This is a genomic window from Blastochloris viridis, from assembly GCF_001402875.1.
GTDB classification, from domain to species: domain Bacteria; phylum Pseudomonadota; class Alphaproteobacteria; order Rhizobiales; family Xanthobacteraceae; genus Blastochloris; species Blastochloris viridis.
This window is the reverse complement of sequence record NZ_CP012946.1, coordinates 3,374,705-3,401,396: the sequence shown is the minus strand read 5'-3', so window position 1 is coordinate 3,401,396 and position 26,692 is coordinate 3,374,705. Positions and strand designations below refer to the sequence as shown.

General features: G+C 68.9%; 20 protein-coding genes. 13 read left to right on the top strand and 7 right to left on the bottom strand.

Annotated elements, in window-relative coordinates:
- Window positions 1-61: 61 nt before the first annotated feature.
- A complete protein-coding gene (locus tag BVIR_RS14805; protein ID WP_055038335.1) occupies window positions 62-2,026 on the bottom strand; it encodes an acetoacetate--CoA ligase in 1,965 nt (654 codons plus the stop codon).
- 334 nt (window positions 2,027-2,360) lie between these two features.
- Between BVIR_RS14805 and glmM the strand changes: the two genes are divergently transcribed.
- The 6 genes from glmM to mutL all read left to right on the top strand — a co-directional run bounded on the left by glmM (window position 2,361) and on the right by mutL (window position 10,901).
- Entirely contained in the window at window positions 2,361-3,710 is a 1,350-nt protein-coding gene (gene glmM / locus BVIR_RS14800; protein WP_055038938.1) for a phosphoglucosamine mutase, read from the top strand.
- A 484-nt stretch (window positions 3,711-4,194) separates the two neighbouring features.
- Window positions 4,195-5,004: an outer membrane protein gene (locus tag BVIR_RS14795; protein WP_055038334.1), complete on the top strand. Its 810-nt coding sequence runs from the start codon at window positions 4,195-4,197 to the stop codon at window positions 5,002-5,004.
- 211 nt (window positions 5,005-5,215) lie between these two features.
- On the top strand, window positions 5,216-5,923 hold the full coding sequence (locus BVIR_RS14790; protein ID WP_055038333.1) for an outer membrane protein: 708 nt from the start codon (window positions 5,216-5,218) through the stop codon (window positions 5,921-5,923).
- Window positions 5,924-6,106: 183 nt separating this feature from the next.
- Window positions 6,107-7,282 (top strand): phosphoserine transaminase, encoded by a 1,176-nt coding sequence (locus BVIR_RS14785; RefSeq protein WP_055038937.1) that lies wholly within the window; start codon window positions 6,107-6,109, stop codon window positions 7,280-7,282.
- 164 nt (window positions 7,283-7,446) lie between these two features.
- Window positions 7,447-9,036: a phosphoglycerate dehydrogenase gene (serA, locus tag BVIR_RS14780; protein ID WP_055038332.1), complete on the top strand. Its 1,590-nt coding sequence runs from the start codon at window positions 7,447-7,449 to the stop codon at window positions 9,034-9,036.
- A gap of 83 nt (window positions 9,037-9,119) precedes the next feature.
- Window positions 9,120-10,901 carry a DNA mismatch repair endonuclease MutL gene (gene mutL, locus BVIR_RS14775; protein ID WP_055038331.1) on the top strand — a complete coding sequence of 594 codons (1,782 nt, stop codon included), beginning with the start codon at window positions 9,120-9,122 and terminating at the stop codon, window positions 10,899-10,901.
- A 3-nt stretch (window positions 10,902-10,904) separates the two neighbouring features.
- Here the strand turns inward: mutL and rsmD are convergent, their stop codons facing one another.
- Both rsmD and BVIR_RS14765 read right to left on the bottom strand, forming a co-directional pair.
- Window positions 10,905-11,465 carry a 16S rRNA (guanine(966)-N(2))-methyltransferase RsmD gene (gene rsmD, locus BVIR_RS14770; RefSeq protein WP_055038330.1) on the bottom strand — a complete coding sequence of 187 codons (561 nt, stop codon included), beginning with the start codon at window positions 11,463-11,465 and terminating at the stop codon, window positions 10,905-10,907.
- Between the two features lie 3 nt (window positions 11,466-11,468).
- Window positions 11,469-13,676 (bottom strand): pseudouridine synthase, encoded by a 2,208-nt coding sequence (locus BVIR_RS14765; RefSeq protein ID WP_055038329.1) that lies wholly within the window; start codon window positions 13,674-13,676, stop codon window positions 11,469-11,471.
- A gap of 259 nt (window positions 13,677-13,935) precedes the next feature.
- Between BVIR_RS14765 and BVIR_RS14760 the strand changes: the two genes are divergently transcribed.
- Both BVIR_RS14760 and ribA read left to right on the top strand, forming a co-directional pair.
- Window positions 13,936-14,364 carry a nucleoside deaminase gene (locus BVIR_RS14760; protein WP_082417205.1) on the top strand — a complete coding sequence of 143 codons (429 nt, stop codon included), beginning with the start codon at window positions 13,936-13,938 and terminating at the stop codon, window positions 14,362-14,364.
- A 114-nt stretch (window positions 14,365-14,478) separates the two neighbouring features.
- Entirely contained in the window at window positions 14,479-15,555 is a 1,077-nt protein-coding gene (gene ribA, locus BVIR_RS14755; RefSeq protein WP_055038327.1) for a GTP cyclohydrolase II RibA, read from the top strand.
- Here ribA and cysN read toward each other — a convergent pair.
- Both cysN and cysD read right to left on the bottom strand, forming a co-directional pair.
- A complete protein-coding gene (gene cysN, locus BVIR_RS14750) occupies window positions 15,546-17,465 on the bottom strand; it encodes a sulfate adenylyltransferase subunit CysN (RefSeq protein WP_055038326.1) in 1,920 nt (639 codons plus the stop codon). The genes ribA and cysN overlap by 10 nt on opposite strands.
- Complete coding sequence (gene cysD, locus BVIR_RS14745) at window positions 17,465-18,313, bottom strand: sulfate adenylyltransferase subunit CysD (protein ID WP_055038936.1); 849 nt, start codon at window positions 18,311-18,313, stop codon at window positions 17,465-17,467. Before cysD ends, cysN begins: the two co-directional genes overlap by 1 nt.
- A 558-nt stretch (window positions 18,314-18,871) precedes the next feature.
- Between cysD and BVIR_RS14740 the strand changes: the two genes are divergently transcribed.
- The 5 genes from BVIR_RS14740 to BVIR_RS14720 all read left to right on the top strand — a co-directional run bounded on the left by BVIR_RS14740 (window position 18,872) and on the right by BVIR_RS14720 (window position 24,308).
- Window positions 18,872-19,666 (top strand): glycosyltransferase family 2 protein, encoded by a 795-nt coding sequence (locus BVIR_RS14740; protein ID WP_055038325.1) that lies wholly within the window; start codon window positions 18,872-18,874, stop codon window positions 19,664-19,666.
- 2 nt (window positions 19,667-19,668) lie between these two features.
- Complete coding sequence (locus BVIR_RS14735) at window positions 19,669-20,817, top strand: GNAT family N-acetyltransferase (RefSeq protein WP_055038324.1); 1,149 nt, start codon at window positions 19,669-19,671, stop codon at window positions 20,815-20,817.
- Window positions 20,818-21,235: 418 nt separating this feature from the next.
- On the top strand, window positions 21,236-22,144 hold the full coding sequence (locus tag BVIR_RS14730; RefSeq protein ID WP_169788618.1) for a WecB/TagA/CpsF family glycosyltransferase: 909 nt from the start codon (window positions 21,236-21,238) through the stop codon (window positions 22,142-22,144).
- Between the two features lie 38 nt (window positions 22,145-22,182).
- Window positions 22,183-23,343 carry a Gfo/Idh/MocA family protein gene (locus tag BVIR_RS14725; protein WP_055038322.1) on the top strand — a complete coding sequence of 387 codons (1,161 nt, stop codon included), beginning with the start codon at window positions 22,183-22,185 and terminating at the stop codon, window positions 23,341-23,343.
- On the top strand, window positions 23,340-24,308 hold the full coding sequence (locus BVIR_RS14720) for a DUF6492 family protein (RefSeq protein WP_055038321.1): 969 nt from the start codon (window positions 23,340-23,342) through the stop codon (window positions 24,306-24,308). Before BVIR_RS14725 ends, BVIR_RS14720 begins: the two co-directional genes overlap by 4 nt.
- Here the strand turns inward: BVIR_RS14720 and BVIR_RS14715 are convergent.
- Window positions 24,278-25,252: a glycosyltransferase family 2 protein gene (locus BVIR_RS14715; protein WP_055038320.1), complete on the bottom strand. Its 975-nt coding sequence runs from the start codon at window positions 25,250-25,252 to the stop codon at window positions 24,278-24,280. The genes BVIR_RS14720 and BVIR_RS14715 overlap by 31 nt on opposite strands.
- A complete protein-coding gene (locus tag BVIR_RS14710; protein ID WP_055038935.1) occupies window positions 25,249-26,610 on the bottom strand; it encodes an O-antigen ligase family protein in 1,362 nt (453 codons plus the stop codon). Before BVIR_RS14710 ends, BVIR_RS14715 begins: the two co-directional genes overlap by 4 nt.
- Between the last annotated feature and the right edge of the window lie 82 nt (window positions 26,611-26,692).

The following is a 26,692-nucleotide window of genomic DNA, read 5'->3' as shown; positions in this document are numbered from 1 at the left end:
CCCCGGCCATTTGCATTTCCCGGCCCCGACCGAGTGTCGGCGCCGTGGCGCCCGCGGCAGACTATGTCGTGAGCTCGCCCAGTCCCTCGAACAGCGACAGCGCCTCCGGATTGGCCAGCGCCTCGGTGTTCTTCACCGGCCGGCCGTGGACGATATCGCGCACCGCGAGTTCAGTGATTTTTCCCGAGCGGGTGCGCGGAATGTCGGCGACAGGCAGGATCTTGGCCGGCACGTGACGCGGCGAGGCGCCGGCGCGGATGCGGTCCTTGATCCGCTTGGTCAGCGCGTCGTCGAGTTCGACGCCGTCCTTCAGCCGCACGAACAGCACCACCCGCACGTCGTGCTCCCAATCCTGGCCGATGGCGATTGCCTCGATCACTTCCGGAATTTGCTCGACCTGGGCGTAGATCTCCGCGGTGCCGATCCGTACCCCGCCGGGGTTGAGGGTTGCGTCGGAGCGGCCGTGGATGATCATGCCGCCGTGCTCGGTCCACTCCGCAAAGTCGCCGTGGCACCACACGCCGGGGAAGCGCTCGAAATAGGCAGCACGATATTTGGCACCGTCAGGGTCGTTCCAGAACTTCACCGGCATCGACGGGAATGCCTTGGTGCACACCAGCTCGCCGCGCTCCTGGCGGATCGGCGTGCCGCTCTCGCCCAACACGTCGACCGCCATGCCGAGGCCCGGCGCCTGGATCTCGCTGCGCCACACCGGCGAGGTCGGATCGCCGAGCACGAAGCACGACACGATGTCGGTGCCGCCGGAGATCGAGGCAAGGTGCACGTCGCTTTTGATCGCCCGATAGACCCAGTCGAAGCAGTCCGGCGCCAGGGGCGATCCGGTCGAGGTGATCAGTTCGAGGGCGGACAGATTGTGCGTGCGGGCGGGCTCGAGCCCGGCCTTCTTGCAGGCGTCGATGTATTTCGCCGAGGTGCCGAACACCGTCACCCGCTCGAACTGGGCGTAGTCGAACAACACGGTCTGGGTCGGCGCAAACGGCGAGCCGTCGAACAGGATCACGGTTGCCTCGCTGGCCAGCGCCGAGGCCAGCCAGTTCCACATCATCCAGCCCAGCGTGGTGAAATAGAACACCCGGTCGTCCGGCTTCACGCCGCAGTGCAGCCGATGTTCTTTCAGGTGCTGCAGCAGCGTGCCGCCGGCGCCGTGGACGATGCACTTCGGCACGCCCGTGGTGCCGGACGAATAGAGGATATAAAGCGGGGTCGCAAACGGCAGCCGGACGTAGGTGACCGGCTTGGCCTGGAACGGCCCGAGGAATTTGGCGAGCGCGACGCCGTTCGGCAGGCTCGCCGCAATGGTTCCGGCGTCGCCGAGATAGGGCACGATCACCACTTTCTCGACCGTCGGCAGCTTGGCGGTGACCGCAGCGAGCTTGTCGGCGATCAGGATGCGCTTGCCGGCGTACCAGTAGCCGTCGCACGACACCAGCACCTTGGGCTCGATCTGGCCGAAGCGGTCGAGCACGCCGCGCTCGCCGAAATCGGGCGAGCAGGACGAGAACACCGCGCCAAGCGAGGCGGTCGCGAGCATCACCGCGATGGCTTCTGGCAGGTTCGGCAGCATCGCCGCGACGCGGTCGCCGACTCCGACCCCGGCCGCGGCCAGCGCCTGCTGAAGCCGCGATACCAGGGCGTTCAGTTCGGCCCAGCTCAGGCGGCGCTCCAGCTTGTCCTCGCCGCGGAACACCAGCGCGGTGGTGGCGTCGTTGCGGCGCAGCAGGTTCTCGGCGAAATTGAGCCGGGCGTCGGGGAAGAAGCGGGCGCCGGGCATGGCATCGTCGATCAGGATGCGCGGGCCCTTGTCGCCGATCACCCCGCAATGGTCCCAGATCAGGTCCCAGAACGCCGGCCGGTGCTCGACCGACCAGGCGTGCAACTCGGCGTAGCTGCTAAAGCGCCGCCCGGCGATCGGCTCGGCGGCGCGCATGAAGGCGGCAAGATTGCTGGCGGCCACCCGCTCGGGGTTCGGCTGCCAAAGCGGCTGTTGCGTGTCCCGTTCCGGCATGTGCTCCTCCCGATTTGACTGGTGTTATCGTGCTGTCAGTTCCAAGAGCAACCGATGGAACTCTACCGGAGCGGGACGGACAAGTCATCCGCCGGGCCCGCCCGCCGGTGCCCGCTGCAACCAGCCATTCCGGCGGCCGATCCGCCAAATCCCTGTTCCTAAACCAAATCCCTGTTCCTAAACGAGGTCCGCTGCCATGGCGGACTCGCCGCCGGCAACGGGGTGCGATAGGTTCAGCAACGAATATTGAACGTCGTCGCGCCAGGGCCGGTTATGATCGGAATGCCGCGGCGCCACAGCCGGCCGCCGGCCGGCAACCAAGGATCAAGGCATGGTGCGTAAGTATTTCGGGACCGACGGCATTCGCGGAAAGGCGAATAACGGCACGCTGACGGCGGATCTCGCCCTGCGGGTTGGCATGGCCGCCGGCCTCATGTTCATGCGCGGCGAGCACCGCCATCGGGTGCTGATCGGCAAGGACACGCGCCTGTCCGGCTATATGATCGAACAGGCGATGACCGCGGGCTTCCTCTCGGTCGGCCTCGACGTGTTCCTGGTCGGGCCGATGCCGACGCCGGCGGTCGCCATGCTGACGCGTTCGATGCGGTGCGACCTCGGCGTGATGATCTCCGCCTCCCATAACCCTTACGACGATAACGGCATCAAGTTGTTCGGGCCGGACGGCTACAAGCTGTCCGACGAGGTTGAACTCGAAATCGAGGCGCTGCTCGAGGCCGATCTCCACAAGCGTCTCGCCAAGTCGGCCGATCTCGGTCGCGCCACCCGCATCGAGGGCGTGCAGGCGCGTTATGTCGAGTTCGCCAAGCGCACGCTGCTGCGCAATCTCGAACTCAACGGTCTGCGCATCGTGGTCGATACCGCCAACGGCGCCGCCTACAAGGTGGCGGGCGACGCGCTGTGGGAACTCGGCGCCGAGGTGATTCGCATCGGCGATGAGCCCAACGGCTTCAACATCAACCGCGACTGCGGCTCGACCGAGCCCGACGCGCTGAGCGCCAAGGTGCGCGAGATGCGCGCCGACATCGGCATCGCGCTCGACGGCGACGCCGACCGCGTCACCATCGTCGACGAGAAGGGCCATATCGTCGACGGCGACCAGTTGATGGCGGTGATCGCCGACAGCTTCCACCACGACGGCCGGCTGACAAAGCCCGGCATCGTTGCCACCGTGATGTCGAACCTCGGGCTGGAGCGCTATCTTGGTGGGCTTGGCCTCACGCTGGAGCGTACCGCAGTCGGCGACCGCTACGTGCTCGAGTGCATGCGCGAGCACGGCTACAATGTCGGCGGCGAGCAGTCCGGCCACATCATCCTGGCCGACCACGCCACCACCGGCGACGGCCTGCTGGCGGCGCTGCAGCTGCTCGACGTGGTGGTGCGGTCGGGCAAGCGCGTCTCGGAGATCTGCCACAAGTTCGAGCCGCTGCCGCAGGTGCTGAAGAACGTCCGCTACGCCTCCGGCAAGCCGCTGGAGAACGCGCTGGTGCTCGCCGCAATCCAGGATGCCAAGCAAAGGCTCGGCAATGACGGCCGGTTGGTGATCCGCCCGTCCGGCACCGAGCCGGTGATCCGGGTGATGGCCGAGGGCGACGACCGCGACCTGATCGAAGCGGTGGTCGACGACGTCATCGACGCCGTGGCCAAGGTTGCGGTCGCGGCCTGACCCGAAGCGGCAGCTTCACCGGAACGTTCTCGACAGCAGCGGTTGGGCGAGCCGACGCGGGCTCGCCCGGCCTCGCCCGGCCTCGCCCGGCCTCGCTCGCCGCGAGCCGGCCTGGGCGTGGCCGGACATTCTCTATGTGGGCATGCTCTATGTGGGCGTGACCAGTGCAGCCTCGGCGTCTCGGCAAGCGCGGGCGCCGGGAGCGCGCGTCTCCAACCGCTATCTCGCCGCTCTGAACCCACCCAGGGGCCTGCCACGCAAGCAGGCCGGGCGCGCCCTCGCGGCGGCGCCGCGGCCACGTTTAAGCATTGGTAAGGTTAACAATGTGTTTACACTGCAACCTGCTAGCGAATCAGAAGTAAGCTCGCGTGGTTAAGAATTAAGGTTAAGTGCTCTTTAATACTTGGCTGTCAATCTTCCGGATGTGTGTAAACCGGCGTGGGCTGGCTGATTCCGTTGCCCTGCCATTCGGAGGGAATTGGAGATGAACGGCTCAAAGACATTCGCGCTTGCGGCCGGTGTCTGGGCGCTGACGACAAGCTGTGCAATCGCGGCGGACATGCCGTTGCTGGAGCGCGTTCCGGTGATCGAAGAGTTCAGCGGTTGGTATCTGCGCGGCGATATCGGCATGACCAACCAGCAGCTGGACCGGTATCACAATATCCTGAGCGACACCGCGCCGCAGTATGAAGTGCTCAACAAAGGCAGCTTCGACAGCGGCTGGCTGTTCGGCCTCGGCATCGGATATCAGTTCAATAACTGGTTCAGGACCGACTTGACCGGCGAATACCGCGGCACGACGTCCTTCCGCGCGCTCGATAGATATTACGATACCTCAGTCAACGATTTTGCAGCAGATACCTATAATGCAACAAAATCAGAGTGGCTGTTCCTTGCCAATGCGTATCTGGATCTTGGTACATGGTACAACATCACGCCGTTCGTTGGTGTCGGCCTGGGTGTGGCCGAGGTCACCATCGGCGACTACGATGATGCCAATGTGAGAACCGCCGGAGGTGGTTACGCGGGTTCCCACTCCCAATGGAACTTCGCCTGGGCCTTGCATGCCGGTCTCGCCTACCACGTGACGCCGGCATTCACCGTCGAACTGGCCTATCGTTACCTCAGCCTCGGCGATGGCAAGACCGATGATGTCATCAATTACGATGGCACGAATGTTGTGCACAACCCGACCACCTTCCACGACCTCACCTCCCACGACGTGAAGTTCGCAATGCGGTGGGCGCTCGGTGGCTATGACGCGCCGCCGCCGGTCGTGGTGCGGAAGTACTGACCTCGCACGCGGGGCGGGCGCCGCACGCCGGTTCCCGCCCCGGCCGATGACATCTGCGGGCCCTGGCCTCCCCGGCTCAAGGGTGGCGCCGCGACGGCGCGCTGTCGGAGGTCATTTCGCCGCTTCGAGTCCCATGTTCCGAACCGCCGCCCGGCCTGCACGCGCGGTTCCGGAGCATCGGGACGCCTGTTCTCCGCCTCCGGAGCCTTCCATGAAGCCCGCTACCCTGTTCGCTCTCGTGCTTGCCATCGGCGTTGCCGCGGTGAGCGAGGCTCCCGCCGCCGACGTCGGCATTGCCCGCCCGGCTCCGCCCCCCATGCTGGAAGAATATGGCTCCGGCTGGTATTTGCGCGGTGACGTCGGCTGGACCGGATACACCAACGTGTCGGCCGACTATGTCATTGGCGGCTTGGCATCGGCCCACGATTCCAGCGCCAAGCTGGAAGACACCTGGTCGATCGGCGCCGGCTACGGCTACAACTTTGACTGGTTTCGCGCCGATGTGACCGCCGACTATCGCGCCAATGCGCAATTCACCGGAATAATGGGCGAACTGTTCGGCGAGCTGACGACGTGGTCGACGTTGCTCAATGGCTATTTCGATCTTGGCACCTGGTCCGGCATCACGCCCTATGTCGGGGCCGGCATCGGCGCCGCCTATCACGAAACCCGCAAGTGGCATGACCTCTACGGCGACCCGGTCTTCGCCGGCGGCAGCAACTGGGAACTCGCCTGGGCGGTGATGGCCGGTCTTGCGATCCAGTTCACCCCGAAGGCCTCGCTCGATGTCGGCTATCGCTATGTCGATCTCGGCAAGGCGGAGTCCGGTCTCGACGCCGACTTCAATGCCATCAAGGTCAAGACCGACAATATCTCCGCGCACGAGGTCCGCGTCGGCATCCGCTACACCATCGACTGAGTCTGTGGCCACCTGCGTCTCTAGCCACCTTCGCACAAGGCGCGGCCACCCCGGCCGCGCCTTTTTTCGTGCGCGGGCCGCCTCAATGCGTGTTGAAGCTTGACCGCTGTGCCATCCTGGCGTAGCCCCTCGCGCGGGACACCTCTCCCCAACGAGGGGCGCCCATCTGAGAGGATGGATACCATGACGACGACGATGCCCGGCGTGCGGCCGGCTGTTTCGCATTTTTCTTCCGGCCCCTGCGCCAAGCGCCCCGGCTGGTCCCTTGCAGCCCTCAACGACGCCGCCCTCGGCCGCTCGCACCGCGCCAAGCTCGGCAAGGGCAAGCTCAAGCGCGCCATCGATCTGACGCGCGAGGTGCTCGGCGTTCCCGCTGATTATCGCATCGGCATCGTGCCGGCCTCCGACACCGGCGCGGTCGAGATGGCGCTGTGGTCGCTGCTCGGCGCCCGCCCGGTCACCATGATGGCTTGGGAATCCTTCGGCGAAGGCTGGATCACCGACGTCGTCAAGCAGCTCAAGCTGAAGGACGTCACCGTCCTCAAGGCTGGCTACGGCCAGATCGTCGACCTCGCCAAGGTCGACACCAAGACCCAGGACGTGGTGTTTACCTGGAACGGCACCACCTCCGGCGTGCGGGTTCCGAACGGCGACTGGATCGCCGCCGACCGTGACGGCCTCACCATCTGCGACGCCACCTCGGCGGCGTTCGCGCAAGATCTCGCCTGGGACAAGCTCGACGTCACCACCTTCTCCTGGCAGAAGGTGCTGGGCGGCGAGGCGGCCCACGGCATGCTGATCCTCTCGCCGCGCGCGGTCGAGCGTCTCACCAGCTATTCCCCGCCGTGGCCGCTGCCGAAGATTTTCCGCCTCACCTCCGGCGGCAAGCTGATCGAGGGCATCTTCGAGGGCGAGACCATCAACACGCCGTCGATGCTGGCGGTCGAGGACTATCTCGACGCGCTGGAGTGGGCGGGCTCGGTCGGCGGCCTGAAGGGCCTGATCGCCCGTGCCGACGCCAACACCAAGGTGCTGGCCGATTGGGCGGCCAAGACGGCGTGGGTCGATTTTCTTGCCGGCGACCCGGCGATCCGCTCCAACACGTCGGTGTGCCTGAAGGTGGTCGACCCCACCATCGCCGCGCTGTCGAACGAGCAGCAGGCGGCGTTCGCCAAGTCGATCGTCTCGGCGCTGGAGAAGGAAAAGGTCGCGCTCGACATCGGCGCCTATCGTGACGCCCCTCCGGGCCTTCGCATCTGGTGCGGCGCCACGGTGGAGACCTCAGACGTCGAAGCCCTGACCCATTGGCTCGACTGGGCGTTCGAGACTGCCAAGGCCCAGCTCGCCAAGGCCGCCTGAGCACGTCCGTTTGCCATCGCCCTCGTCCTTCGAGACGCCTCGCGCAAGCGCTCGCGCCACCGGATGAGGGACAGCGCGAGGCCCTCGTCCTCAGAAGGTCGCGAATGCGTCCGTCTCGAACGGTCGAGGGCCGACCTGCAGCTCTTTTTCATCGAGACATCACCATGACCGCTCCCAAGGTTCTCATCTCGGACGCGCTGTCCGAGGCCGCCATTCAGATCTTCAAGGATCGCGGCATCGAGGTCGATTTCCAGCCTCAGCTCGGCAAGGACAAGGATAAGCTGGCCGAGATCATCGGCAATTATGACGGCCTCGCCATCCGCTCCGCCACCAAGGTGACCGCCAAGATCCTGGAGAGCGCCACGCGTCTCAAGGTGGTCGGCCGCGCCGGCATCGGCGTCGACAATGTCGACATCCCGGCCGCCACCACCCGCGGCGTGATCGTGATGAACACGCCGTTCGGCAACTCCATCACCACCGCCGAGCACGCCATCGCCATGATGATGACGCTGGCGCGCCAGATCCCCGAGGCCGACCGCTCCACCCAGGCCGGCAAGTGGGAGAAGAACAAGTTCATGGGCGTCGAGCTCACTGCCAAGACGCTCGGCGTCATCGGCTGTGGCAATATCGGCTCGATCGTCGCCGACCGCGCCGTCGGCCTGAAGATGCGGGTCATCGCGTTCGACCCCTATCTGTCGGACGAGCGCGCGGTGGCGCTCGGCGTGCACAAGGTCGAACTCGACGAGCTGCTGCGCCGTGCCGACTTCATCACGCTGCACACGCCGCTGACCGACAAGACCCGCAACATCATCGACGCCGACGCCATCGCCAAATGCAAGAAGGGCGTGCGCATCATCAACTGCGCCCGCGGCGGCCTGGTCGACGAGGCGGCGCTGGCGGACGCCATCAAGTCCGGCCAGGTCGCCGGAGCTGCGTTCGACGTGTTCGTCGACGAGCCGGCCACCGCCAACCCGCTGTTCGGCCTGCCCAACGTGGTGTGCACGCCGCATCTTGGCGCCTCCACCACCGAGGCCCAGGAGAACGTGGCGCTGCAGGTCGCCGAGCAGATGTCGGACTACCTGTTGCAGGGTGCCATCACCAATGCGGTGAACTTCCCCTCGATTTCGGCGGAAGAAGCGCCCCGCATCAAGCCGTTCGTGGCGCTCGCCGAAAAGCTCGGCGCCTTCCTTGGCCAGCTCACCGAGGCGCCGATCAAGGGCATCCGCATCGAATACGAAGGCGCGGTCGGCAGCCTCAACACCCGCGCCATCAACGCCGCCGCCATCACCGGCGTGCTGCGTCCCTTCCTCTCCGAGATCAACATGGTCAACGCCGCGGCGATCGCGAAGGAGAAGGGCATCACCATCGAAGAGGTCAAGAGCTCGCACGAGGGTGACTACGAGAGCCTGATCCGCATCGTGGTCGAGGCCGAGGACATGCCGCGCCACGCCGCCGGCACCGTGCTGCAGGACGGCAAGCCACGTATGGTCGAGATCCGCTGGATCGACATGGACGCCGAGTTCGCGCCCAACATGATCTACATCCGCAACGACGATAAGCCGGGCTTCATCGGCCGGTTCGGCACGCTGCTGGGCGAGTCCGGCGTCAACGTCGCCACCTTCAACCTCGGCCGCGACAAGGCGGGCGGCAACGCCATCTGCCTGGTGGCGGTGGACGAGGAGGTGTCCGACGATCTTCTGCGCGCCATCGAGAAGATCCCGCACGTCAAGCGGGCGCGGCGGCTGCGGTTCTGATCGCCGCCCACCCTGACCGACCACATTTCGCGCCGCCGCCGGTCTGCTAGACTGGCGGCGGTTTCGCATTTGAAGGCTCATCAATGCCGGTTTGCCTGTTGCCCCCGGTCGTGGTCGACCGCATTGCCGCCGGCGAGGTGGTCGAGCGCCCGGCCTCCGTGGTCAAGGAACTGGTCGAGAACGCGCTCGACGCCGGGGCGTCCCGCATCGAGGTGATCGTCGATGGCGGCGGCCGCCGGCTGATTCGGGTCGGCGACGACGGCGCCGGCATGACCCCTGCGGACCTCGAACTGGCGGTCGAGCGCCACGCCACCTCCAAGCTCACCGCCGAGTCCGACCTGCTCGCCATTTCATCGCTCGGCTTTCGCGGCGAGGCGCTGCCCTCGATCGGCTCGGTGGCGCGGCTCCTTATCACCTCGCGCACCAGCGGCGGCGAGGCCCATGCCATCGAGGTGGTGGCCGGGAACAAATCCGGGCTCCGGCCGGCGGCGCTCAGCGCCGGCACTCGGGTCGAGGTGCGGGATCTGTTCTTCGCCACCCCAGCGCGGCTGAAGTTCCTGAAAACCGAGCGCGCCGAGACCGCCGCCGCGGTCGACGTCGTCAAGCGTCTCGCCATGAGCCGGCCGGACATCGCCTTCACTGTGGTCGCCGACGAGCGCGACCCGGTCAGCTATGCCGCGCGCGGCACCGGGGTCGAGGCACGGCTTGCGCGGGTCGGCGACATCCTCGGGCCCGACTTCCGCGCCAACGCGGTGCCGGTGCTGGCGGAGAAGGATGGCGTCGGGCTCGCCGGCGTCGCCGGCCTGCCGGCGGTGGCGCGCGGCAACGCGCTGGCGCAGTATTTGTTCGTCAACGGCCGTCCGGTGAAGGACAAGCTCCTCATCGGCGCACTGCGCGCAGCTTACGCCGACCTCGTACCGTCGGGGCGGTTCGCTGCCGCCGCGCTGTGGATCGAGCTCGACCCGCGCGAGGTCGACGTCAATGTCCACCCCGCCAAGACCGAGGTGCGCTTCAGAGATGCCGGGCTGGTGCGCGGGCTGATGGTGTCGGCGCTGCGCGCGGCGCTGGGAGGCGAAAGCCACCGCTCGGCCGCGTCGCCGCGCCCGGTCGACAGCCTCAGGCCGATCAGCGCGCCGCGGCCGACCGGTATCGCCGGCTGGCGGGCGGATGTTTCGCCCGCGGCACCGCCGGGCTTCGCCGAGGCGCGGCAGGCGTCGTTCGCGGCTTTCGCGCCGTCGGCCGATGCCCGCGCTGACGCCGCGCCGCCGCTCGCGGAGCCGGCAAGCCATCCGCTTGGCGCTGCCCGCGCCCAGCTCCATTCGACCTACATCGTCGCGGAGACGGCCGAGGGGCTGGTGATCGTCGACCAGCACGCCGCCCATGAGCGCCTGGTCTATGAGCGCCTGAAGCGCCAACTCGCCGGGGGCGGCATCGCGCGGCAAATGCTGCTGGTGCCGGCGGTGGTCGAGTTCGACCCCGACGATGCGGCGCGGCTGGCCGCCCGCGCCGACGCGCTGGCGACGTTTGGCTTGGTGCTGGAGAGTTTCGGCCCCGGCGCGGTGATGGTGCGCGAGGTGCCGGCGTTGCTCGGCGAGACCGACGTGGTGAAGCTGGTGCGCGACCTCGCCGACCACCTCGCCGAGTGGGACGACGCGCTGCCGCTGGAGCGGCGCCTGCTGCACGTCGCCGCCACCATGGCTTGCCACGGCTCGGTACGTGCCGGGCGCCGGCTGCGCCCGGAGGAGATGAACGCCCTGCTTCGCGAGATGGAGGCGACCCCCAACGCCGGCCAGTGCAACCACGGCCGGCCGACCTACGTCGCGCTCTCGCTCGCGGAGATCGAGCGGCTGTTCGGGAGGCGGTGAAACTCAACCGTTGGCGCGCTGCAGGATCGCGATCTCGCTTTCGCCGTATGGGCGGCGGTCCAACTCGGTGAAGCCGTCCGGCGGCACGAAGCCGGCCTCGGCTGCTTCCTCCACCACCACCAGCGCTTCCGGCCGCAGCCAGCCGCCGTCGCGCGCGGCGACCAGTGCCCGCTCGGCGAGGCCGTGGCGGTAGGGCGGATCGCAGAACACCAGCGTGAACGGCTCGAACGGCCCGGCCGGGCCGAGCTTGGTGGCGTCGCGCCGGAGCACGCGCGTCGCGCCGGCGAGGCCGAGCGCGTCGATATTGGCGCGGATCAGGCCGCGCGCCTCGGCCCCGTCATCGACGAAGGCGGCAAAGCGCGCCCCGCGCGACACCGCCTCCAGTCCGAGTGCGCCGGTGCCGGCGAACAGGTCCAGCACCCGCGCATCCTCGCCTGGCGCGCCATAGGCGTGGGCGAGGATGTTGAACAGGCTCTCACGCAGCCGGTCGGAGGTCGGCCGGACGTCGTACGAGGTCGGGCTCGCCAGCACGCGGCCCTTGAACCGCCCCCCGACGATGCGCATGGCCTATTCCGGACGCGGCCGCCGCGGGCCGCGAGGCTTGTCGAATGCTGGCTTGCCACCGGGACGTCCACCCGGCTTGCCACCGAACTTGCCGCTAGGACGGTCGCCGCGCGGTGTGAACGGCCGGTCGCCACGGGGCTTGAACGGACGGTCGCCCTCGGGCCGGTCGCCGCGCGGTGTGAACGGCCGATCGCCACGGGGCTTGAACGGACGGTCACCCTCGGGCCGGTCGCCACGGGGCTTGAACGGGCGGTCGCCCTCGGGCCGGTCGCCACGCGGTGTGAACGGCCGGTCGCCACGGGGCTTGAACGGGCGGTCGCCCTCGGGCCGGTCGCCACGCGGTGTGAACGGCCGGTCGCCACGGGGCTTGAACGGGCGGTCGCCCTCGGGACGGTCGCCGCGCGGCGTGAACGGCCGATCGCCACGGGGCTTGAACGGGCGGTCGCCCTCGGGCCGGTCGCCGCGCGGTGTGAACGGCCGATCACCACGGGGCTTGAACGGGCGGTCGCCCTCGGGACGGTCGCCGCGCGGCGTGAACGGCCGATCACCACGGGGCTTGAACGGGCGGTCGCCCTCGGGACGGTCGCCGCGCGGCGTGAACGGCCGATCGCCACGGGGCTTGAACGGGCGGTCACCGTCGGGACGGTCGCCGCGCGGTGTGAACGGCCGATCGCCACGGGGCTTGAACGGGCGGTCGCCCTCGGGCCGGTCGCCGCGCGGCGTGAACGGCCGATCGCCACGGGGCTTGAACGGGCGGTCGCCCTCGGGCCGGTCGCCGCGCGGTGTGAACGGCCGATCACCAAGGGGCTTGAACGGGCGGTCGCCCTCGGGACGGTCGCCGCGCGGCGTGAACGGCCGATCGCCACGGGGCTTGAACGGGCGGTCACCGTCGGGACGGTCGCCGCGCGGTGTGAACGGCCGATCGCCACGGGGCTTGAACGGACGATCGCCGTCGGGCCGGTCGCCACGCGGTGTGAACGGGCGCTCGGTTTCGGCCGGGTTCGGTGCAGCCACGGGCGCCGGCGAGGCGATGCGCTCGACAACGACGCTGCGGCCCTTGCGGTCCTCGGTCTGGCCGCGCCGCTTGGGCCGCGGATCCTCCGATGCCGGCGGGATCGCCTGGCGCTCGCGTCGCGGCAGCCGGCTCATCAGCGGGGCATCGCCGTCGGGCGGGGCGCGCCAGATGCTGGGTTTGCGCAGATTGGACGGCTCGCGCAGCGGCCGGTCGCTCCGCTCCGGTCGTCCACGCCGCTCGCCACGCTCTTCGCGCGCGTCAAAGCGGCCGCGTGCCGGGCGATCGTCACGTCCCGAGCGCTCATCGCGCCCCGGTCGCTCCGCCCGCGTCGGGGCTTCGCGCGGCGGCCGTGCCGCCTCGCTATAGTCGCGCACCGGGGCGTCGAAATCGACGCCGGCCAGCGCCGCAAGTTGCTCGCCGAGTTGCTCGCGCAGCACTCGCGTCTTGATTTCCTCGATGGCGCCCTCGGTCAGTTCGCTGAGTTGAAATGGGCCGAACGATACTCGGATCAGCCGGTTGACGTGGACGCCGAGCGCGCCGAGCACGGTGCGGATCTCGCGCTTCTTGCCTTCGCGCAGCGCCACCGTGATCCAGACATTGGAGCCTTGCTCGCGGTCGAGCGTCGCTTCGATCGGGCCATACTGCATGCCCTCGACCTCGACGCCCTCGCGCAATTTGTCGAGCTGATCCTGCGTCACCTCGCCGAACGCGCGCACGCGGTAGCGGCGCAGCCAGCCGGTCTCCGGCAGTTCGAGCACCCGCGCCAGCCCGCCATCATTGGTGAGCAGCAACAAGCCCTCGGTATTGAAGTCCAGCCGCCCGACGCTGACGAGGCGGGGCAGGCCGGCGGGCAGCACGTCGAACACCGTTGGCCGGCCCTCGGGGTCGTCGGTGGTGGTGACGAGGCCGCGCGGCTTGTGGAACAGGAAGAGGCGGGTGCGCTCCTTCTCCGGCAGCGGCTGGCCATCGACCTCGATCCGGTCGGCGTCGGAGACGGTGAAGGCCGGGCTGTCCAGCAACTCGCCGTTCACGGCCACCCGGCCGGCCTCGATCCATTCCTCGATCTCGCGGCGCGAGCCGAGACCGGCGCGGGCGATCACCTTGGCGATGCGCTCACGCTCCTTCAGCACCGGCTCCGGCAAGTCCGCGCGGGCGGGCCGTTTCAGGCTGGTCTTGGTGCGCGGCTTGCCGAACATCGGCCGCTCCGGACGCGCATCGAACTCCGGGCGCGGGCCAGCGTTCGGCCGTGGGCCGAATTTCGCCGGCCCCTTGCGGAAACCGGGCTTGGCGCCGTCTGCGGCGGGTGTTCCGGCGCGGGGCGTGCGATGGGGACGGGACGAGCGGCGCGGACCCTCGTCCGTCGGCTTGCGGGGCATGGCGGTTCCGTGCCTTGAAGGGAAGAGGGGCGCCTGTAGCATGGCGCGGGGAGGAATACGAGCGGTGCGGCCCTCATTCATGGACATTGCGTTGGCGGAGGCCTGCGCTGCAGCGTCGCGCGGCGAGGTGCCGATCGGCTGCGCCATCGTCAAACAGGGCGTGGTCATTGCCCGCGCCGGCAACCGCACGCTGGAATTGCGCGACCCCACCGCGCACGCCGAAATGATCGCGATCCGCGCCGCGGCGGCCGCGCTCGGCTCGGAGCGGCTGATCGGCTGCGACCTCTACGTCACGCTGGAGCCGTGCCCGATGTGTGCGGCGGCGATCTCGTTCGCGCGCATCCGCCGGCTCTATTACGGCGCAAGCGATCCCAAGGGCGGCGCGGTGGAGAGCGGCGTCCGGCTCTATGCCAGCGTGACCTGCCACCACCGCCCCGAGGTCTATTGCGGCCTGGCCGAGCAGGACTCGGCCGCGCTGCTGAAGGCGTTCTTCCGCGAGCGGCGCTGATCAGGGCAGCGCCGCTGATGAAATATGCTGCAACGCCAAATGATGCCGGATGGCTCCGGTTCTGATAGGCAGGCCGATGCGGTTTTGACATGCGGCCGCGGTGAAGAGTGGACGATGAGGTTGCAGCACGAACATGTGGCGGTCGAGCGGGCGCTGGCTGAAATCCGTGCCGGTCGCCCGGTGACGATCATGGACGGCGCCGCCGCGGTGCTGGCGGTCGCAGCCGAGGGGCTCGACGCGACACTGGCGGCGGAATTCGGCGCGTTGGCGGCGGGCACGGCGCGGCTGGTCCTGCCGGCGGCGCGGCTGCGCCGGCTCGGGCTGGAGCGGGCCAGGCCGGGGGTCGTGGCGTTGCCGCGGCTCGATCCCGCCCGGATCGAACGGTTGACCCTGGCGCTGGACGCCACCATCGACGCGCCGGTGAGCCCGGCCGTACCGCTCGACGACGTCGCGCTCGAACTCGCCCGTCTCGCTCTGGTGCTGCCGGCGATGGTGCTGGCAGAGGTCGCCGCGCCGGATGCCGGCGTGCTGCGGGTCGCGGCGAGCGCGATCGCCGCCTACCGCGCCGGCGAGGTCCAGCGCCTGCGCATCGTCGGCCGCGGGCCGGTGCCGCTGGCGGGTGCGCCTGACAGCGAGTTCGTGGTGTTCCGCGGCGGCGAGGGCCTGCGCGACCAGGTGGCGGTGGTGGTCGGCCGGCCCGACCTCGCCGGCGTGGTGCCGGTGCGGCTGCACTCGGCCTGCCTGACCGGCGATCTGTTCGGCAGCCTGGCCTGCGACTGTGGCGACCAGTTGCGCGACACCGCCCGCCGCATGGCGGCCGGTGCCGGCGGCATCATCCTCTATCTGGACCACGAGGGCCGCGGCACCGGGATTGCCAACAAGATGCGGGCCTACCAGCTGCAGAGCCAAGGCTTCGATACCTTCGACGCCGACGAGGCGCTGGGTTTCGACCCCGACGGCCGCCGGTTCGATTTCGCCGCCGCGATGCTGCGCCAACTCGGCGTGACAAAGGTGCGCCTCCTCACCAACAACCCGGTGAAGACCGACGCGTTGCGGACGGCCGGCCTTGAGGTGGTGGCCGAGGAGCGCGTGTTCGGCCGCCAGACCGCCGCCAATCTGCGCTATCTCTCAGCCAAGCGCGACCGCGCCGGCCACGCCATCGATATCAAGCCGCCGCCCGATCAAGCCTGAGCGCTGCCGTGACTTGTGCCGGCCGCGCCGGTGGGCTGGCCGCCGGGCTGAATGCGGGCGAGCACCCAGTCCACCACCCGCTCGGCGGCAGTGTACGGTGGCTCCGCCAGTGTGGCGATGGTGATCTCGGGTGCATCCGGCCGCTCGTACGGGCTGCCGATGCCGGTGAAGTTCGGGATCTCGCCGGCCAGCGCCTTGCGGTAAAGGCCCTTGGCGTCGCGGTCGATGCAGACCTCGATCGGGGTGTCGACGAACACCTCGCAGAACTCCTCGGGCTGGACCAAGCCCCGCACCATCTGCCGCTCGGCCCGGAACGGCGAGATGAAGCAGCACAGCACGACCAGCCCCGACTCGACGAACAGCTTGGCTACCTCGCCGACCCGGCGGATGTTCTCGACCCGGTCGGCGTCGGTGAAGCCGAGGTCGTGGTTGAGGCCGAGCCGCACATTGTCGCCGTCGAGCAGCATGGTGTGAATGCCGCGGGCGTGCAGCGTCCTCTCGACCAGGTCGGCGATGGTCGACTTCCCCGACCCCGACAGCCCGGTGAACCACACGATGCACGGGCGCTGCTGCTTCAGCGCCGCCCGCGCCCGCTTGTCGACGGTATGGCGCTGGCGATGGATGTTGGCGGCCCGCCGCAGCGGGAACAGCACCATGCCGGCGCCTGCCGTTGCGTTGGTGTCGCGGTCGATCAGGATAAAGGCGCCGGTGCGGCGATTGTCGGCATAGGCGTCGAACGCCACCGGGCGCGCGGTGGCGACGTTCACCACGCCGATATCGTTGAGCGCCAGCGTGCGTGCCGGAACGGTGCCGAAGTCGCCGATGTCGATGCGGTGCTTGAGTGTCGTCACCCGTACCGGCAGCATCGCGGTGCCGATCCGCATCAGATAGGAGCGGCCGGGCAGCATCGGCTGCTCGCTCATCCACACCAGCTGTGCCGAGAACTGGTCGGCCACCACCGGCCGGTGCTGCGGCGGCGCCAGCAGATCGCCGCGGGCAAGGTCGATCGCGTCCGCCAGCACCAGCGTCACGGCGTCGCCGGCACAGGCCACGGCGCGGTCGCCGTCGAAGGTGACGATGCGCGCCACCGTGCTCTGCTGTCCCGATCCTGCCACCACCACCGCATCGCCGACCGCGACCGCGCCCGACGCCACCGTGCCGGCATAGCCGCGGAAATCGGCGCCGGGCCGGTTCACCCACTGCACCGGAAAGCGGAACGGCCGCTCCGGCGCGTGCCCGGCGACGTCGATGCTCTCCAAAGCCTCCACCACCGTCGGCCCGCCGTACCACGGCGTGCGCGCGGAGCGGATGGCGACGTTGTCGCCCCAGCGCGCCGACACCGGGATCGCAACGACGGTGCGAAGGCCGAGTTGCGCCGCGACCTTGCGGTAGTCGGCGGCGATGCGGCTGAATGTATCCTCCGAGGCGTCGACCAGGTCGATCTTGTTGACCGCCAGGATTGCCGTGCCGATGCCGAGCAGCGCGCAGATGAAGCTGTGGCGCCGGGTCTGTGCCAACACGCCCTTGCGCGCGTCGACCAGCACCACCGCGGCCTCCGCGGTCGAGGCCGCGGTCGCCATGTTGCGGGTGAATTGCTCGTGGCCGGGGGTGTCGGCCAGGATGAAGGCGCGCCGGCCGGTGCGGAAGAAGCGGTAGGCGACGTCGATGGTAATGCCCTGCTCGCGTTCGGCAGCGAGGCCGTCGACCAGCAGGGCGAGATCGAGGTCGTCGCCGACGGTGCCGTGCCGCCGGCTGTCGCGGGCGACGGCGGCGAGCTGGTCGTCGAGGATCAGCCGGCAATCGTAGAGCAGCCGGCCGATCAGCGTCGACTTGCCGTCGTCGACCGAGCCGCAGGTGATGACGCGCAGCGGCGGCCGGTCGTCGGCGGGCGCGGCGGGCGGCGCCGTCATCAGAAATAGCCCTCGCGCTTCTTGATCTCCATCGACGCGGCCTCGTCATGGTCGATCAGGCGGCCGTGGCGTTCGGAGGTGGTGGCCGCGCGCATCTCGGCGATGATGTCGTCGACGGTCTCGGCGGCCGACTCGATGGCGGCGGTGAGCGGATAGCAGCCCAGCGTGCGGAAACGGACGCGGCGCAGCCGCACCTCGCCGGCTGCCACCGGCAGGCGGTCGTCGTCGACCAGGATCAGCGCGCCGTCGCGGGCGACGACCGGCCGGTCGCTGGCGAAATAGAGCGGCACGACGGGAATGTCCTCGGCGGCGATGTAGCTCCAGACGTCGAGCTCGGTCCAGTTCGACAGCGGGAACACCCGCATCGACTCGCCGGCGGCGACGCGGGCATTGTAGAGGTTCCACAGCTCGGGCCGCTGGTTGCGCGGGTCCCAGGCGTGCTGGGCCGAGCGGAACGAGAACACCCGCTCCTTGGCGCGGCTCTTCTCCTCGTCGCGGCGGCCGCCGCCGAACGCGGCGTCGAACGTCCATTGGTCGAGCGCCTGCTTCAGCGCTTCCGTGATCATCACCCGCGCGTGGACGCCGGGGTCGGAGGCAATCGGGCTGATGCCGCGCTCCAGGCCCTCGGCGTTGGTGTGCACCCTGAGCTCGACGCCGAGCGCTTGGACCAGCAGATCGCGATAGGCGATCATGTCACGGAAGTCCCAGGTGGTGGCGATGTGCAGGAACGGGAACGGCGGTGGCGTCGGGAAGAACGCCTTGCGCGCCAGGTGCATCATCACCGTCGAATCCTTGCCGATCGAATAGAGCAGCACCGGGTTGGCAGCCTGGGCCACCACCTCGCGCATGATCTCGATCGCTTCGGCTTCGAGGGCCTTGAGCTGCTGCGTCAGCCGGTGGCCGCACGGACAGGCCGGGCCGCGGCTGACATAGCGCCGGATGAGCGGAGCCAATGCATCATGGGCGGTTTGACGAAACGGAACGGTGAGGTCTGCCGCGCCCTCGCGCCAACTGTTGCCGTCACGCTGCATGGGGTGTCCGCCGGCCTCGGTGTCGCGCAAAGATTAGCATGGGCACGGCCATGGCCGAAGCCGGCGCGTGCGCAACCGGGGCCGCCCGCAGCGGCAACATAACCCGAACGTGATCGCTTCCTTTCGCCGCCCGAGGTAAACGGCGGCTGGCATGTCGCCTGTTTTCTGACATGCCTTCCGAATTCGCCCGAGGCGCAGCCAACTCCGGATATGCCGGAAAACCGAATGGAGATGCCTGCTGCCCGCCGTGCCGTCGGGCGCCGAGGGCAGGCCCTTGTCCCGCTGTCACCCGCTCGATAGGAAGCGCCGGTTCCGATCTTCCCGATATCACCCGCCGTTCGCCCGCAGAACGTGCCGTCAGACAGAGGCTCGAGCGTGAGGCCCGACGTTTCGGTCATTATCCCGGCATACCGCAGACCGGTCGAGTTGGAGGCCGCGCTTCGCAGCGTGCTGTCCCAGGCCAATGTGACGACCGAGATCGTCGTCGTCGACGATTGTCCGGACGGATCGGCCTCGGCCGTCGTAGCCGGCTTCCACGCCGATGGCATCCGCTATCTCAAGAACCCAGAGCCCTCGCGCGGGCGGCCCGCGGTGGTGCGCAATCTGGGTTGGCCGCTGGCCCGCGGCGAGCTGGTTCATTTTCTCGACGATGACGACCTGGTGCCCGAGGGCCACTATGAGGCGGCCAGGGCGGCGTTCGCCGCGCACCGCGATGTCGGCGTGGTGTTCGGCCGCGTCGAGCCGTTCGGCGCGGTCGACCTGACGCACGAACGCCAGTATTTCGCCGACGCGACCCGCCGCGCCCGGCGCTTCGCACGGTTCGGCCGCAGGCTGGGTCTCGGTGCGGCGATGGTGTTCGGGCCGACGCCGCTGGTTTGCGGCGCCGCCATGATCCGGCGGTCCTGCATCGCCGACCTGGGCGGGTTCGACCCGGACCTGGAACTGGTCGAGGACGTTGATTTCTACGCTCGGGCCATCCGGCGATTCGGTGCGCTGGTGCTGGACCGGGTGTCGCTGCACTATCGCATCGGCCCCTCGCTCATGCACCGGCCTGGCCAGCAGGATGCCATCGCGGCGTGCTACCGGCGCATCCAGGCGCGCTATCGGGCGGAGCATGGCGCCCTTGAGTTTGTTCTGGCGAAGGCGTTTGTGCGTGTGATGGGGGGCTGAGGGTGCTCAAGGTCGAAACCATCACCGATGCGGCGGGCCTTGCCCGGATCTGTCCCGAATGGGAGGATCTTGCCCAGACGGTATCGCCGCGCTCGCCGTTCGCAACGCCGCTGTGGAACGTGACGTGGTGGCGTCATTTCGGCCGCAAGTCGTTGAAGGCGGAGGATCGTCTGCGGATCCACTCCGTCCGCGACGATGCCGGCAAGCTGGTCGCCGTCGCGCCGATGATGCTGACCGTGCGTCCATCGGTCGGCCCGTTCCGCACCCGGGAGCTGCAGTTCTTCGGCGCCGATTCCTATGTGACGGAGATGCGCGGGCCGGTTTGCGTGGCCGAACGGGTGGCTGAGGTCATGCCGGCGTTGCAGGCGGCCTTCGACGGCAGCGCCGAGCGCTGGGACTGGGTTCAATGGCGCGGCGTGCAGCGCTCGCCGGTGGCGGACGACTGGCTCGGCCGTGCCGTTCCGTCGTCTCGGGCGTTCGATCTGGTCGATTACGTGCTCGACCTGCCGGACAGCTGGGAGGGCTTCCGGGCCTTGCTGCCGCGCAACATCAAGGAATCGCTGCGCAAGTGCTACAATTCGCTGACGCGCGATGGACACGGTTTCGAATTTCGCGTGGTCGAGGCGCCGGCCGAGGTCGATGCCGCCGTCGGGCGCTTTCTGGAACTCCACCAGCATCGCGCCGACCGGTCGGGGACCATCGCCCACGCCAATGTGTTCGCGACCCCGACGTCGCGCGCCTTTCTGCACGACTATTGCCGCGCGCTTGCCGCCCGCGGCGGGCTTCGGGTGTTCCAGTTGGTGGTGGCGGAGACGGTGATCGCCACCCGGCTCGGCTTTCTGTTCGGTGACGAACTCTATCTCTATTTCTCCGGATACGCGCCGGAGTGGGGCCGCTACAGCGTGATGACCACCACGGTGGCGGAAGCCATCAAGTGGGCGATCGCTCAGCGCCTGCGCCTGGTGAACCTGTCGACCGGCACCGACGTTTCCAAGACGCGCTGGCGCCCGCGGGAGGTGCATTATGCCGGCGGCGATCTGGTGGCGGACGCATTGCGTAGCCGTTTGGCCCACGGAGTGGTCGATCTTATGCGCAGACCCGCCGCCCGTCCCCGTTCGACGGCGCGAGAGCCGGTGGCGGCGTCGGAGTGAAGGCTGCTCCCGGAACGGCGGCGATAAACCATAACTTTATCGAGACATCGCACGATCGCGTCGAGGGGACAGATGATCGAAAATGGCATTCCGCGGTGTCGTTTTGCTGTTTTGATAGCACGATGCCCTTGGTGCTCGGGTCATTTGACGCATGCGTGTGATACGAAATCCAGCCGACCGGGCCGGAGTGTCATTTTTCCGGTCGCCGAAAAATCCAATCTGGATCAAAGGGTTTTCGGCGAGGTTGTTTCCGGGATCACGACGTGATCAACCGGGAACGGTATGCGAAACATCGTGTTTGGACATGCTCGGCGCTCGCGGAGCTTCGTTCCGGCACAAGGGCGCCGGCGGTGACGCAAGGGTGCATCGGGATGCTGTCCGCTGTCACCGTGACGGCGGCTGTCGAGGTCATCGGGTCATGACGTGTTCTCGAGCGCCTGTCGCCAGAGGCGCCTCAGCAGGCGAGGCGGGAGCCGGCGCCGAGCCGGTGGTGGAGGCGGCCAGCGCGCCGCGACCCGATCCGGGTGCAGGCGGCGTGCAGTCCTTGCTCGGGGTCGAGTTCACCGACCGCGGCTTTGACGCGTTGACCGACGAGATCCTGGCGAACGACGGCGCCGATGCCGCCTGCCGCTTGGTCGTCACCGCGAACGTCGATCACATCGTCAAGCTGCAGCACAATCGCGACCTGCGGCAGGCCTACGATTTCGCCTGGCGTGCCACCGTCGACGGCGCCCCGCTGCAATGGGTCGCCTTTCTCGCCGGCAGCACCGTGCCGCACCGGATCACCGGCGCCGACCTGTTCGTCGCGGTGGTGGATCGGCTCGATCCCGCCCGGCATCGGCCGGCGTTCGTGGCCAGCGACGAGGCGCTGGCGCAGACGGTGCGCGAGTGGCTGGAGAGCCGCGCCTTTCCGGCCGACAGCGTCAGCGTCTGCGTGCCGCCGTTCGGCTTCGAATCGGACGATGCGGCGAGCGAGGAGCTGCTGCAGGCGGTTGCGCGCTGCCGGCCCACCCATGTGTTTTTCGGCGTCGGGGCGCCGAAATCGGAGATCTTCGCGTTCCGCCATCGTGAGCGCTTCCGAGGCGCCATCGTGATGTGCATCGGCGCCGCCATCGGCTTCCGGTTCGGCACGCTGCGCCGCGCGCCCTCCCTCGCGCGCAGGTTCGGGTTCGAGTGGCTGTGGCGGCTGCTGTCGGAGCCCAAGCGGCTCTTTCGGCGCTACCTGATCGAGAGCGTGCCGTTCTGCCGCGTTGCCGCGGCCGAGATCACGCGCGGTTGGCAGGCACGGCTCGCCGCCTTCGTCGGGTCGATGCGGACCAGGGGCTGACGGCGCCCATAGGCGTGACAGATGCGCGGGGGAGTGCAGTGACGGCACCGGACATCACAGGGATCGCGATCGTCGGCTGCGGCTATGTCGCGGACTCCTATCGCCATTGCCTCGAGCATCACCGTGCGCGCCTTCGCCTCACCGGCGCCTACGACCGCGATCCACAGCGGCTGACCGCCTTCCAAGCGTGCTGGGGCGATACGGTCTACCGCTCGCTCGACGAGCTGCTCGACGATCGCGCCTGCACCATCGTCGTCAACCTCACCACGCCGGAGAGCCACAAGGCCGTCACCGCAGCGGCCATTGCCGCCGGCAAGCACGTCTATTCGGAAAAGCCGCTCGCCATGACCGTGCGCGAGGCCGTGGAGCTGCGAACGAAGGCGCAGCAGGCCGGCGTTCGCCTCGCCGCGGCGCCCTGCAACGTGCTCGGCGAATCCGCCCAGACCGCCTGGGCTGCGCTCCGCGCCGGCCGCATCGGCCGCGCTGTGCTCGCCTATGCCGAGCTTGACGACGGCATGATCCACCGCACCAATTACCGCGACTGGAAGAGCCGCAGCGGCCAGCCTTGGCCGGCCCGCGGTGAATTCGCCACCGGCTGCACCTTCGAGCACGCCGGCTACGCCATCACCGTGCTGGCGGCGATGTTCGGGCCGGTGCGCACGGTGACGGCGTTCTCGGCGCTGCTGATCGCCGACAAGGCCACGGCGCCGCCGCTGGCCGACCCCGCGCCCGACTTCTCGGTCGGCGCGCTGGCGTTCGACGGCGGCGTGGTGGCGCGCCTCACCAATTCGGTGGTGGCGCCCTACGACCACCGTCTGCGCCTCATTGGCGAGGCGGGAACGCTCGATATCGCCGAGCCGTGGGACTATGGCAGCGCGGTGGTGCTGCGACGCCCGGCTCAGGGCCGGCTCGAACGCTTTATCGAGCGGCGGTGGGGCCAATCCCGCGGCCGGCGTCTGCCGCTGGTGCGGCCGGTGCCGTTCCGGCGCGGCTGGCGGGAGCCGACGATGGATTTCATGCGCGGCGTTGCCGAGCTGGCGGCGGCGGTGCGGGAGGGCCGGCGCTGCCGGCTCGACGAGGATTTCGCCGTGCACGTCACCGAGGTCACAGAGATCCTGCAATATCCCGAGCGCTTCGACCGTCCGGCCGCGGTGACGTCGACCTTCGCGCCGATTGAACCGATGGAGTGGGCACGATGAGCGAGTCCGCCGCGCCGCCGCCGGATGACGCGCCGCTGTCGGCCAGCATCGTCACCTGTTCGTTCCGCGGCGATTTCGAACTGTGCCGGATGCTGTGCGACAGCATCGACCGCTTCGTGCCGGCGACGATCCACCACGCGCTCTACGTTCCGGCGCAGGATGTCGCGCTGTTCGCAAGCCTGTCCTCGCCACGGCGGACCATCGCCACCCAGGAGAGCCTGCTGCCGCGCTGGCTGCGCAAAGTTCCGATGCCCAGCGCCCGCTGGCGGCGGCTGCTCGGGCTGTCGCACCGCAATTTCTACGTCACGCCGTTCGGCCTGCCGGTGCGCGGCTGGATCGCGCAGCAGATCATGAAGATCGCGGCGACGGCCGCGGCGCCCACCGAGGTGGTGGCGCACATCGACAGCGACAACGTCGTCGTCCGCCCGCTCGGCCTCGACCGTCTGGTCCATGGCGGCCGCGTGCGGATCTATCGCGATCCAGCCCCGGTTCCGCTCGCCTCGCACCGTCGCTGGCACGTCGCCGCCGGGCGGCTGCTCGGACTGCCGCCGAGCGATTTCTACGGCGCGGAATATATCGATCCGTTCGTGGTGTGGCGCCGGTCGACCCTGCGCGGCATGATCGCCCGCATCGAAGCGGTCGCCGGGCGCGACTGGCGGGTGGTGCTGAGCCGCACGCCGCATTTTGCCGAGTACGTTCTCTACGGCGTTTATGCCGACAAGGTGGCCGGGCTCGACGCTTCAGGCCTCTGCCCGGAGGCGTGGTCGCTGTGCCACTCCCGTTATTCCGGCAGCTTCGACGGCGGCGCCGACGAGGCGAGGTTCGTCGCGGCGCTCAGGCCCGAGCACGTCACCTGCCTGATCCAGTCGACCATCCCGGTACCCGAAAGCGCGCGCCTGCGGCTGTTCGCGCAGGTCACCGCGCGCGCCGCCGATCAGGACCGCGCCGCGGCCGGCGCGCGGTAGATCGGGTGGATCTCGCCGAACGCGAGCTTGCCGAGCACCCCGGCCCAGGCGCAGGAATAGGCGTCGAGCGCCTCACCCCCGCGCCAGAGCCGGAGCGGCAGCACCGAGGCGAGATAGAGCGCCTGCACCGCGGCTTTGCCCCGCAGCCACCACCGCGTCGCCGCCGGCCAGCGGCTGTTCTTGGCGATCGCCATGGCGAACGCCTGGCCGCCGGCAAACATGCGCCGGCGCAGATAGGCGGTGTCGCACCGTTCGGCCGGCACCTCCTCGCGCACCAGCGCGCCTGGCACCCAGCCGAACCGGCAGCCGCGGCGTTGCACGCGGCAGAACAGGTCGTAGTCTTCGCCGCCGCCGTTTCCGAACGCGCGGTCGAACGGCTCGGCATCGGTCAGGGTGGTGGCGCGGCGCAGCACGGCATTGCTGGTCGAGAGCGCGACGTCGCGGGTCTTGCCGCGGCCCATTGCCGACAGTTCGCGACCGGTCGCCGCCGCCAGCCGGCGTGAATACACTGCATGGGTCCAGGACGGCGCCCGGCTTGGCGCCTCGAACACCGGCTCGATGGCACCGAACAGGATGTCGTAAGGGTGCTCGCGCAGCGCGCCCACGACCGCCTCCACCCAGCCCTCCGCCAGTTCGGTGTCGTCGTCGATGAAGGCGACGAACGGCGAGGTCGTCGCGGCGATGCCGGCATTGCGCGCCACCGAGATGTTGGGCGGGTGGGCCGCGACGTAGCGCAGTTCGAACGGACAGGCCTCCCGCATCGCCTCGACCGCCGCCGCGGCCTCGCCGTCGTCCGAATTGTCGACGACGGCCAAGATGAGGTCGACGCCGGCCGGGCAGGCCTGTCGCGCCACGCTGGCGATCGCCCGGCGCAACAGCCGCTCTCGCTTGAAGGTGCAGATCACGATGGAGAGTTCGAGCGCCGGCTCGCAGGTCATTGTCATCCTTCCGCCCCGGATCGTTCGCCGCGCGGCGCTGCGTCCGCGAGGAATTGCGCCTGCGCGGTCACGAGAATGCACAGGATGGCGAGGTTGGCGAACGCGACGCCGCGGGCGAACAGCGTCGCTTCGGTCGAGTTGTGCAGAAGGTGGAGGAACAGCAGCGCCGCCAGCATGCCGAGCGCGGCCCGTGCGCCGCGGTCCAGGTCGCGGAGCAGCGCGCGCCGGCCCGCCGACAGCGCCGCCGCGAGCACGACCAGCGTGGCCACCACCGTGGCCGGCAGCCCGATCTGAAGCCACAGGTCGAGATAGCCGTTGTGGGCCTGGTTGATGATGCCAGGGTCGACGTCGCCGAGCCACGTCCCCGGCTCGAGGCTGCGGAGCGGATCGTTGGTCAGCCCGACGTCCCAGAATGCGCCATAGCCGTGGCCGAGCCACGGCCGCTCCAGGCAGGATCGCAGCGCGAATGCCCAAAGTTCGTCGCGACCGGTGAAGGAGGCATCGCCGAACAGGATTTCCAGCAGGCGGGCGTTGTCGAAATCAATTGCGGCGAACACCGTCAGCAGGCCGGCCAGCGCGAGGAGCGCTCCGAACACCACCACCAGGACGAAGCGCGGCCCGCCCTTCTCGGCCAGCACGAACACCGCGATGATCAGCAGCGCCAGCGCGGCAAGGCCGATCGAGGTCTTGCTGTTGGTCAGCACCAAAAACAGCGCGGACAGCGCCATTCCGCCGAGGCCGACCATGGTCGATTGCAGCCGGGATGCGCCGATGGTCCAGGTCGTCGCGCACACCACCGCAATCATCGCGACCGCGCCGGCCGGATTCTTTTGAGCGTAGAGGCCGACCACGCCATTGTCGGCGATGGTCAGAGACGGCCACGCCGCCACCGCGAGGAAATTGCACGCCACCACCGTCATCATCCCGATGAAGATCGCGGTGTGGAACCGCCGCAGGTCGGTGACGCCCACGGCGATGCCGACCGCCACCCCCGTCACCAGGATCTGGAACACCGCCCGGCGCAGGGCGAGATCGGGAAATGGCGACCACAGCACGCTCGCCAGGCAGAAGCCGACGACCGCGAACAGCCCGACATTGGCCTTGAGACACGGCACCAGGGCGCTGCGGTTGGTCCAGGCGACGACGACCGCGAGCGCAAGAAGCACAAGCACGACAACGCGGCTCGCCGGGTTGCCGTCGACGCGTTCGGCCAGCGGCCGGTAGTCGATCGGGTTGGTGCCGATGAAGGTGTAGAACAAAAAGCCGTAGGTCAGCAGGCTATGGAGGAAGCGCGAAAATCCACCCGGCAACGCCCACAATCCCGCCGGTGCGCCCGTCGCGGCGGGCAGCGGGATTTCGCTCATGGCCTCAAGCTCCACATCTGCCGGGCGCTGGTCGCCCAAAACAAGGCGCCAAGTGCACACCCTCGCTGCGAGGGCGGCTTGC